This window comes from Runella sp., assembly GCF_027484545.1.
Taxonomy (GTDB): domain Bacteria; phylum Bacteroidota; class Bacteroidia; order Cytophagales; family Spirosomataceae; genus Runella.
In genome coordinates this window covers 1-5,959 of sequence record NZ_JAIXST010000161.1, presented here as the reverse complement: position 1 = coordinate 5,959, position 5,959 = coordinate 1, and the positions used below count along the sequence as shown (strand labels likewise).

At 43.1% G+C, this 5,959-nt stretch carries 3 protein-coding genes; all 3 read right to left on the bottom strand.

Annotation, left to right across the window (positions count from 1 at the left end; translation table 11 throughout):
- Nucleotides 1-124: 124 nt before the first annotated feature.
- The 3 genes from Q0081_RS15225 to Q0081_RS15215 all read right to left on the bottom strand — a co-directional run bounded on the left by Q0081_RS15225 (nt 125) and on the right by Q0081_RS15215 (nt 5,577).
- A complete protein-coding gene (locus tag Q0081_RS15225) occupies nt 125-2,557 on the bottom strand; it encodes an ABC transporter permease (protein ID WP_298354932.1) in 2,433 nt (810 codons plus the stop codon).
- A gap of 108 nt (nt 2,558-2,665) precedes the next feature.
- A complete protein-coding gene (locus Q0081_RS15220; protein ID WP_298354930.1) occupies nt 2,666-5,026 on the bottom strand; it encodes an ABC transporter permease in 2,361 nt (786 codons plus the stop codon).
- A gap of 239 nt (nt 5,027-5,265) precedes the next feature.
- Nucleotides 5,266-5,577: a hypothetical protein gene (locus tag Q0081_RS15215; protein WP_298354928.1), complete on the bottom strand. Its 312-nt coding sequence runs from the start codon at nt 5,575-5,577 to the stop codon at nt 5,266-5,268.
- Nucleotides 5,578-5,959: the final 382 nt, after the last annotated feature.

Below are 5,959 nucleotides of genomic sequence, written 5' to 3'. Positions count from 1 at the left end.
TAGTCCCGACCAGCGGGACTACGCAGGATGCAATGGTATAAACTACTGCTCCTTATGAGTCCCAAAAATATTAAAAAAATTCTATTTCAAAATTTGTATTTTAAGACAGTACCAGCGGTTGCAGTTATTCCGTTTTCAACGATTTCACCGGATTCATCAATGCGGCTTTAATGGATTGGAAACTCACAGTGAGTAAGGCAATAGCAAGTGCCGAAACGCCTGCTACCAAAAATACCCACCAACTGATTTCAATCCGATAGGCAAAATCCTGCAACCATTGATTCATGCCCCAATAGCCGAATGGGAAAGCAATGACACAGGCAACTACTATCAGTTTCAGGAAATCTTTCGATAATAAGCCAATGATTTGACCCACGTTAGCTCCCAGCACTTTACGAACGCCGATTTCTTTGGTACGTTGTTCGGCGGTAAACGTAGCCAATCCGAAAAGCCCCAGGCAGGCGATGAAAATAGTCAGACCTGCAAACAGGCTGAGAATGGTGCTCGTTTTTTGTTCGGCAATGTACGTTTTCGTAAAAAGCTCGTCCATGAAAGCGTACTCAAACGGTTCATCCACGTTAAACTTTGCCCATTGGCTTTTCATCGAGGCTAAAAGCCCAGCCACATCTTTGGTTTTTACTTTTACGATGAGTCCCCAGTTATTTTCATAGACCATCAAAAGCGGCGAAATCGACTCGTGGAGGGATTTGAAATGAAAATCCTTTACAACGCCAACGACTTGATATACTTTTTTTCGATTGTCGTTGGCATCGCCTACCAAGCGCGTAATGGTATGTCCTACGGCGTTGTTACCCCAACCAAATGCTTTTGCGGCAGTTTCATTGATGATTATTCCGGAGGAATCGGAGGCAAAACCTTTCGTGAAATTCCGTCCTGCTACGATTTGCATTCCCAGCGTTGGAATGTAACGTTCATCAATGCCGTATTGGAGCGTACGCATGATTTGGGAATCGTTATTTTCTGGATAAGCCAGAGAATTGTTTGAATTCGTAGGACCGGCGGGCCGATACGGAGAAGCGGTTACGTTGGCCACCCGAGAATCCTTTAAAAGCTCATCCCGAAAAACTGACTCGTTTTTACCCAAAGCCCACGAATTTTGCAAAACCACCAGTTGGTCTTTGTCGTAGCCCAGTTTTTTGTTTTGAATGTAAGAAAGCTGTTGATAAACTACCGTCGTACCCACAATAAGGCAAATAGAGACACAAAACTGAAATACTACTAATCCACTCCTCAGTCCAATGGTTTTTTTGCTGCCCACAAACCGGTCTTTCAATACCGCGATGGGTTTGAACGACGAAAGAAAAAAGGCGGGGTAGCTTCCCGCCAACACCCCCACCAACAGGCCGAATACTAACAAGCCCACGAAAGTAAGCGGGTTGGCGGCAAAATCAAGGCTCAGATTTTTGCCCGATAAGTCGTTGAAAACGGGTAATATCAATGGAACCAGAATCAGGGCTAGAAACAAGGCAAAGGAAGTCAACAGAAGGGATTCCATCAAAAATTGCCGTACCAATTCCAGTTTTGCCGAACCCAATACTTTACGGACCCCTACTTCCTTGGCTCGTTTGGAAGCCCCGGCCGTAGAAAGGTTCATAAAATTGATGCAGGCAATGAGCAGCATAAACAGAGCAATAGCCCCAAAAATGTACACGTATTTAATATCGCCGCTTGCTTCTAATTCATTGGTACCTTCTGAATGAAAATGAATATCGGTCAATTTTTGTAACTCAAAACCGAGTTCATTGCCTTTGGTACGAAATTGGGCCAAATTCATTCCCATCGCCTGAATAATTTGCGGCCCCATGTACTTTTCGACCATGGCGGGCAATTTGGCTTCCAGTTTTTTATAGTCGGAGTCTTCGGTCAGTAATAAATACGTGAAATAATTGGACGTCATCCAGGACGTGGAATTGGCTTCTGTATCCGATGCCAACGAGCCCAACATATCGAAGTGAAAATGGGAGTTTGTTGGAATTTTGTCAAATACGCCGGTTACTCGGAAAGGAGGTGTATCGTTGCCTTTTTTAGAATAAAGAAGTTTTCCGATGGGGTCTTCGTTCCCAAAATATTTTTCCGCCAATGCTTGGGAAAGCACCATGCAATTGGGCTGAGTCAAAGCCGTTTTAGGATCACCTTTCAGAAAAGGAATGGTGAAGACGTCAAAGAAATTAGCATCGACTAATGCCAACTTACCTTCATTGTAAAATTTGCCGTCGACAATTACCCTTGGCGTACCAAAGTTTCGCAAACGAGTAGCCTGTTTCACTTCTGGATAATCGTTCTTCAATGCCTGCGCCGTGGGTGGCATCACAAACGATTCGTTGATTTTTCCGCCGTTGATATTGGCTTTAAAAACAATTCGGACAATTCTGACGGCTTTTTCGTTGAAACGATCATAGCTTAACTCATCTTTCACAAAAAGACTGATAACCAAGCAGGTTGCAATACCAATGGACAAACCGAAAATGTTGATAAATGAATACACCTTGTTCTTGACGAGGTTTCTGAAAGCGATTTTGAGGTAGTTAGCCCCCATGCCCCGCGCGGCGTACCGTCCAATGGGGGTTAAAAATGAATATTTCATAATGGTAACGTTCCCCGACAATGTTTGGCTTTTAAGCCCCCATCGGGGGTTTGGGGGCGTTTACTCCGTTCTCAAACTTTTTACAGGATTCATTAACGCGGCTCGAATAGCCTGATAACTTACTGTCAATAAGGTAATTAAAATAGCAATAATGCCCGACAACGCAAACACCCACCATTGGATACTTACGCGATAGGGGTATTGTTCCAGCCAACCGGTCATGGCGTACCAAGCGATACCTGCGGCTATTACAAACGAAATCAACACCAGTTTCAGAAAATCTTTGGAAAGTAAGGTAGTTAAACTCGCCACCGAAGCACCCAATACTTTACGGACACCAATCTCCTTGATGCGATTTTCAGCGATGTAAGTGGCCAAACCAAACAATCCCAGACACGAAATAAAGATGGTCAGTCCCGTAAACAGCGCGGCCAAGGTGCCTGTACGTTCCTCATCTTCAAACTTTTGGGCATATTCCTGGTCTATAAATTGGTACTCAAACGGATACTCAGGATTGTATTTCTTGAAAATGGCTTCGGCTTTTTTCAGACTTTGGGCGGTTTGTAAATCTGCATTGAGTTTGATATGCATCACACTGAACCATCCCTTGGTTCCTTCGATGACCATAGGTGTGGTAGGATGGTAAGGAGACTGGAGAATAAAATCTTTAATAACTCCCACCACGTGCCACTCTTTTCCATTGTCTTTGATCAGCTGCCCGATAGGCTCTTTAAAATTCATGGCTTTTGCCGCCGATTGATTCAGAATGACTCCTAAAGAATCGGTAGGATATTCTTTCAGGTTAAAATCACGACCTTCTACAAACTGTAATCCAGCCGTAGCGCCCAAGCCTTCGTCTGCGCAGAAACGGTCAATGAGCGTTTTGTCATTCGGATCTTTCCCTTTCCATTGGATTCCCCACGTATTGCTCCAGCCTTGGGTAAGAGGTGCGCTTGTTTTGGTAATGGAGGTGGCGATGCCCGAAGCGAGCAATTCGTTTTTGATGAGCGAGTAATTCTTCTCAATATCGCCCGTCAGGAAATGGTAAATCAGGTTGTTTTTGTTGTAACCGGCCTCTTTGTTTTGGGCATGGTCAATTTGCTGTTTAACAATAATGGTGCAGATAATGAGCGTAATGGCAAACGTAAACTGTAAAACGACCAGTACTTTACGCGGCGTCACTAAGGCATTGGCTTTGGTGAATGTGCCTTTCAGGACTTTTACGGGTTGGAAAGAAGAAAGGAAAAAAGCAGGGTAGCTGTCTGCTAAAATTCCCGTAAACAGAATAAAACCTAAAGTGGCTAACCAAACGTTGGGATTGGTGTAATCAATAAACAGTTTTTTGTCCGTCAATTCGTTGAAACCGGAAAGGCTCAAAAGAACAATGGCAAGGGCAATTATCCCCGCCATTAATGACAGCAGGATGGATTCGCCGATAAATTGCCCTATTAGCAAGGTTTTTTGCGCACCCATCACTTTCCGAACTCCTACTTCTTTGGCGCGTTTTTCGCTGCGGGCCGTGCTTAAATTCATGAAATTGATGCAGGCAATCAGTAAAATAAAGGCAGCAATGACCCCGAAAAGCTTCACAAACGTGATGCGTCCGCCTTCTTCTACCCCTTCCACAAAACTTGAATATAGCCGCCAGCGATTGAGGGGATAAATGAATAGTTGGCCTTTGGCGTCGTCTTTGTCGTAGCGGGCACGAATGGTTTTGAGTTTGGGAGCAATGGAGGCAAGAGTGGCGTTTGGTTTGAGCAGTACATAAGTACGGGTTGAATTGTTTCCCCAATAATCATCGTCTTCGCCTATTTTTTTCAAATATTCCCACGACAAAAGGTATTCAAAATTAAAGCGAGTATTGTTGGGAAGGTCTTTGACAATGCCCGTTACTGTAAAATTATCTTTATTGTCCAGCTTGATGGTTTTGCCCATTGGGTCTTTTTCTCCAAATAGTTTTTTAGCCAATTTTTCGGTTAAAACAATGGAACTGACCTCTTTCAATGCCGTTTTGGGATTGCCTGTAGCAAGAGGAAAGTTGAACACTTGCAAAAAACCAGGGTCCACAATATTGCCTTTGATGGTCAGACGTTTATCGCCAATGCTGAATAAATAACTGCTTGGCCAATTGACCCGCACGGCGCGCTCTACTTCGGGAAAATCTTTTTCCAGCGTTCTGGCCAATACTTTCGGTGTTGTATTCCAACTTTGTAATTTACCGCTGTATTCAGCCCGATTCCACGCTTCATAAATCCGGCCTTTCTTCTCGTGGAATTGGTCATAACTCAATTCATTTTGGACCCACATCAAAATGAGCATTGCACTCGCCATTCCCACGGCTAGCCCAGCAGTATTGATAAAGGTGAAAGCTTTGTTACGACAGAGGTTTCTGAAAGCAATTTTGAGATAGTTAAGGAGCATGACTGGTCAGTTTTTAATGAGTTGATGGTATTTCTAAAAAATACGTTCATTAAGAGTTTCTTAACTTACAGCAGTGGACAATACTTGTGCCACGGATGTATAGTTCTATAAATCAGCGAGTTGTTTTAGATTGCGTAAACAAAAAATGTCCGTAAATGGACGATTACTCGTACACTTACGGACAACTAAAATTCAACGTCAGCGAGGTTTTGAACCTCGCTGACGTTCTTTGAGCCTATTTACTTCGTTTTGCGGATATAAATATTGCCGTGCATGTTTTTCATCATCACTTCGCTGCCGCCGCTGTTGACTTTGCTCTGAATCCAGTCATCAACCGTTACTTTGTACATTCCGCCTTTGCTTACCCGATTGGCTTTAGGCTGTGTTTTGTCTACGTCGAAGTCACTGTAAATTTCTCTGCGGTCAGATTTGAGTTTTACGTCAAACTTTGCCGACGATGGAAACGTGACATCAATTCGACCGTTGAGCGAGGTAAATGCCATCGGCGATTCGGCAGTGACGCTTTTGAAATTGGCTTTTACCCGAAGCATGAGTGCGTTCCGTTAGTGCGTTCAAGCCAATGAGAATGGTTTATCAGGTGATTTGTACGTGGTAACTTCGGAAGTATAGGAAGGTTACAGAAAAAGTAAATTTTTATTTGTAACAAATAGATTGGACAAAAGGTTTTCAGTTAATATACAGATTATCAATCAGTTGTAGTTTAGTGCGCAGTCAATAATCAATTTGGGGAAAGTGGTTGAAAGGATAAAATTTTCTTTCATAATCCTTCTGCTTCATAATTTCGTATTTTAGAACTTGGATTCAAGTTTGAAGTGCAATTTGGTGTTTTAGAGCAAACTGGATGGGAGATAAATACCCAAGAGTTTTTCGGGGTCGGTTGTTTAGTTGATTTTCAATCCAATTTACGTCACT